We start from the raw sequence: 433 nt of genomic DNA, 5'->3' as shown, positions 1-433 counted from the left end.
AACGTTTGATGATACCACAAAGTTGGCGGTACCGACCCCTTCATTTACGGTAAAGTCGGCCACGGAAATTCCGGAACCACTGCGCCTGTCATTATCGGTGATTCGGCCCCTTGCGTCCCTGTCAACGATACTGACCAAGGGGTTTGAAATTGAATTGATCCTAACGGTAAGGTCTTCGGTATTCTCGATTATGGCATCGTCAGTGATGCGGATTGGGATGTTCACCCGCTGCCCTCTGGCGCCCGAAAACCTGAGCGTACCTGTCATTGAAGGTACGGTGAAATCTTGGTTTCTTCTGGCGGAACCGTCTCTGATGGTATAGTTCACGGTATAACTACCAGAAACCGCAACGTTTGATGATACCACAAAGTTGGCGGTACCGACCCCTTCATTTACGGTAAAGTCGGCCACGGAAATTTCGGAACCACTGCGC

The 433-nt window shown here is 50.6% G+C and carries 1 protein-coding gene; it reads right to left on the bottom strand.

From position 1 onward, the window contains the following. The coding region (locus tag BFP77_RS13155) for a Calx-beta domain-containing protein (protein ID WP_218963475.1) at positions 1–433 on the bottom strand (433 nt) is incomplete at both ends.

It is taken from the genome of Maribacter sp. 4U21 (genome assembly GCF_002742365.1).
Taxonomy (GTDB): domain Bacteria; phylum Bacteroidota; class Bacteroidia; order Flavobacteriales; family Flavobacteriaceae; genus Maribacter.
This window is presented reverse-complemented; position numbering and strand designations above follow the sequence as displayed.